This is a genomic window from Tardiphaga sp. (genome assembly GCF_044340795.1).
Lineage (GTDB): Bacteria > Pseudomonadota > Alphaproteobacteria > Rhizobiales > Xanthobacteraceae > Tardiphaga.
In genome coordinates this window covers 1-3,280 of the sequence record NZ_JBIISY010000413.1, presented here as the reverse complement: position 1 = coordinate 3,280, position 3,280 = coordinate 1, and the positions used below count along the sequence as shown (strand labels likewise).

The following is a 3,280-nucleotide window of genomic DNA, read 5'->3' as shown; positions in this document are numbered from 1 at the left end:
GCGCTATCGAGCGGAAGCTGAGCCACCCCGATCGTCGATCGCGCATGGCGGCCGATATCACCCAGAACCTCGACCATGAAGTCTGAGGCGCCATTCATCACCTGCGGCACCGACGCATAGGTCGGCGTGGCATTGATGAAGCCTCCGAGACGCACGCAGCGCTTGATGCGACCGAGATCGCCGCCCAGTGCTGCCTTGGCCTGTGCGAGGAGATTGATGGCGCAGAGCCGTGCTGCGGCTTGGCCGGCCTCGAGCGAAACAGCGTCGCCCAGCTTTCCGCGGTGGGCGTCATCAAGCTTTCCTGCACCATTCAGGCACAATTGACCGGAAACGATGAGCTGGTTCCCCATGATCACCGCCGGGACATAGTTGGCCAAGGGCGCCGCCGGGGTAGGTAGCTCAACGCCGAGAGTCTTCAGCTTCTCGTCGATTGCGGACATGTTGCTCTCCATTACGCCAGGCCCGAAATGGTGATGCCTGCGCCCTTCACCTTGTATTTTCGATTAATCCAGATCAGCACTGACGTCAGTGCCTCAGCAGCTGCTGCGTTTGCCAGCGCGCCACCATCGACACCGCGATTGCTGACGGCATCGGCAAGCTTGATCACTTCGGTGCGGGCATCCGCGTCGTCGCCAAAGACGAGAACATCGCAGTCGGCCTTGCTGCCGGCGTGCAGCTTCTGCGATCCCACATTGTGAAAAGCGCCCACGACGCGTGTCGACGGGTCGAGTTGCGATTGTGCGATCACAGCAGCCGATCCTGCGGCAGGCAGTTGTACGACCGACACTTTCGGCGGTACGAGCGGAACGACCGCTGTCACCACGATCTTGCTTTTCGCTGCGTCTTTGATCTCGGCGAGGCTTGCCTCATAATTCGAGAAAGGCACAGCGACGATGACGATGTCGCTCTTGGCCGCAGCTGCCGCGTTGGTTTCGCCGGCGACGCTGGTAAAACCTTCGGAGCGGAGCAGCGACGCCATTTCCTCTGCGCGTTCGCTCGACCGCGAGCCGAGTACGACCGTATATCCGGCACGGCTCCAGCTGCGCGCGAGGCCGGAGCCGAGATCGCCGGTACCGCCGACGATCGACAGAGTGGGAAGAGGGGTTTCTGACATTGTATCCCTCTCTTTATGCCTTCGTCAGGTGCGGCATGACTTCTTCCGCAAACAGTTGCATCTGCTCCAGCAACTCGGGCATGGTGTTCACGGCGAAGTACAGGCCGAGCAGGTGAGTGGCGCCGGCTTCCTTCAGCTTCAGTCCGAGATCGATGATGTGCTGCGCGTCTCCGACCAGATTGATGTCCTCATGGGCGATCGCGCCTTGATCTTTCAGCGTCGATTTGCTGAGCGACACGAGATGATTGTACATCTGCGATTGCTTGAACTTGGCGATGGCCTGTTCGCGCGTCTTGCCGAGATAGACGATGTATTGCGGAGCCACTTCGAGCTTTGAGCCGTCCCGACCATGGCTGGCTGCGAGTTCGTGCAGCATGTTGACGGACTCACGGAGCTTTGAAGCCTCGACGCAAGCCGGCATCCAACCGTTTCCAGCCTTCGCAGCACGCATGATGGCGTTCTTGTTGTTGCCGCCGAGATAGAGCGGCAGCTCTTTCTGGAGCGGCTTCGGGAACATCTCGACATCGCGATACTGGTAGTATTCACCCTCATGCGTTGCCATGCGCTCGCTGAACAGTTGGCGCAAAGCACCGAGGCCCTCATCGACCATGTTGCCGCGGTGCGCCTTGAAATTAGGCTGCAGTGCTTCGAATTCTTCACGATAGGCGCCTACGCCGATGCCGATTTCGAGACGACCGCCGCTGAACTGATCGAGGGTCGCGATCTGCTTCGCTGTCACGACGATGTCGCGGCGCATCGGGAGCACGAGCATGCCCGTGCCCATGCGCAGCGTCTTCGTTGCGGAGGCGATGAAACCGTATGTGATCAACGGTTCCCAGTAATTCGGCGGGGTCGGAAATTCGTCGCGCACATAGTGCTGCGTGGTCATATGGTCGTTGCCCCAGACCGAATGGTAGCCAAGCCGCTCGGCGTGCACGGCGATATCGATGATGTCCTGAGGGGTCGAGAACGGGACCGGATACATCAGCCCTTCCATCCCGGTAGGCAATCCGACGCTAATCTTCATGAGCGGGCTCCTTGATGCTTTGTTGTCTTTGCGTTTCTATAAACGAAACGGCGTTATTTATAATGAACCACCGCATTCCAATCGCGTCAAGGCTCAATAATCGTGCAAATCGCTTAATTATACCGCTTTGCTATGCAAGGTAGTTTTCCGCGATTGACCAAATGCCATTCACATGCGAGCTTGTTATGAACCACTGTTTCAATAAATAAAACACTTGGAGAAGGCTGTGCTGGCGAATATTGAGCGGTTGAAGCGGAAGATGTCCGAGGATGATCTTGACGGTCTCGTCGCTGCCGCAACTGAGAATGTGCAGTATCTTACTGGCATTCGAAGTGTCTCGTTGCATCTGCATCCCTATTTCGGCCAGTGCTACGCGCTTATCACACGCGATGAGCCGGATCGTGTGACGTTGGTCTCATCGACCGGTGAAATTGACCAGGTGCTGGATGCATCGGCCGTGATTGCTGGAGCGGTCAACTTCGGGACCTTCTATCGGGAGTGCTATGGCAGCGAAAATCTTCCGGAGCACGAGCAACGTCTGCATGAATTGACGATCAATCCTGCCGAGCCAAATGGAGGCGCTGCTCTCGCTGCGGCCGTCAAGCGACTGGGATTGAGCGGCAAACGCGTTGGTCTTGACGAGAACGGATTTCGTATTGGTGTCGAGGAGGGGCTGCGGCATGCACTCCCTTCGACCAGCTTCGTCCCGGCCGCATCCGCATTTGCATGGGTCCGCCGCGTCAAGACCGATGAAGAGATTCGACGGATCCAACGATCGGCGCTCATTACCGAGCAGGCGATACAGGCTGCGGTGTCGATCGCACGCTCCGGGGTGACCGAGCATGAACTTCATCTTGAATTCAACCGCTCGATTGCGTCTCAAGGAGGGCGCGCGGAATTCACGATGATCAAGTTTGGTCGGAACAGCGTCGGCGGGCAGGTGCTATCGAATCGCACCCAACTCCAGTCTGGCGACACGATTTGGTTCGACGTCGGAGCGACCTGTCAGGGCTATTGGTCGGACCTTGCCCGAACGTTCAGTTTCGGTGAGCCATCGAAGCGAGTGGTCGAGTTGTACCGTGCGATGGTTGCTGGTGAGCAGGCCGGTATCGATCAGACCCGTCCGGGAATGACAGGTG

The 3,280-nt window shown here is 58.1% G+C and carries 4 protein-coding genes; 1 reads left to right on the top strand and 3 read right to left on the bottom strand.

What is annotated here, in order from left to right:
• The 3 genes from ACIQ17_RS32445 to ACIQ17_RS32435 form a co-directional block, all read right to left on the bottom strand.
• Positions 1-440: RidA family protein (locus ACIQ17_RS32445; RefSeq protein WP_398473670.1), on the bottom strand; the 440-nt coding region annotated here is incomplete at its 3' end.
• Between the two features lie 11 nt (positions 441-451).
• Positions 452-1,114, bottom strand: a complete 663-nt coding sequence (gene npdG / locus ACIQ17_RS32440; protein WP_398473668.1) for an NADPH-dependent F420 reductase — start codon at positions 1,112-1,114, stop codon at positions 452-454.
• Between the two features lie 13 nt (positions 1,115-1,127).
• Positions 1,128-2,141, bottom strand: a complete 1,014-nt coding sequence (locus ACIQ17_RS32435) for an LLM class flavin-dependent oxidoreductase (protein ID WP_398473667.1) — start codon at positions 2,139-2,141, stop codon at positions 1,128-1,130.
• Positions 2,142-2,367: 226 nt separating this feature from the next.
• Here ACIQ17_RS32435 and ACIQ17_RS32430 point away from each other — a divergent pair.
• Positions 2,368-3,280: M24 family metallopeptidase (locus tag ACIQ17_RS32430; RefSeq protein WP_398473666.1), on the top strand; the 913-nt coding region annotated here is incomplete at its 3' end.

Excerpts from the sequence above, each read along its gene's own strand:
- npdG (WP_398473668.1), bottom strand. The coding sequence starts at position 1,114 with ATGTCAGAAACCCCTCTTCCCACTCTGTCGATCGTCGGCGGTACCGGC.
- ACIQ17_RS32435 (WP_398473667.1), bottom strand. The coding sequence starts at position 2,141 with ATGAAGATTAGCGTCGGATTGCCTACCGGGATGGAAGGGCTGATGTAT.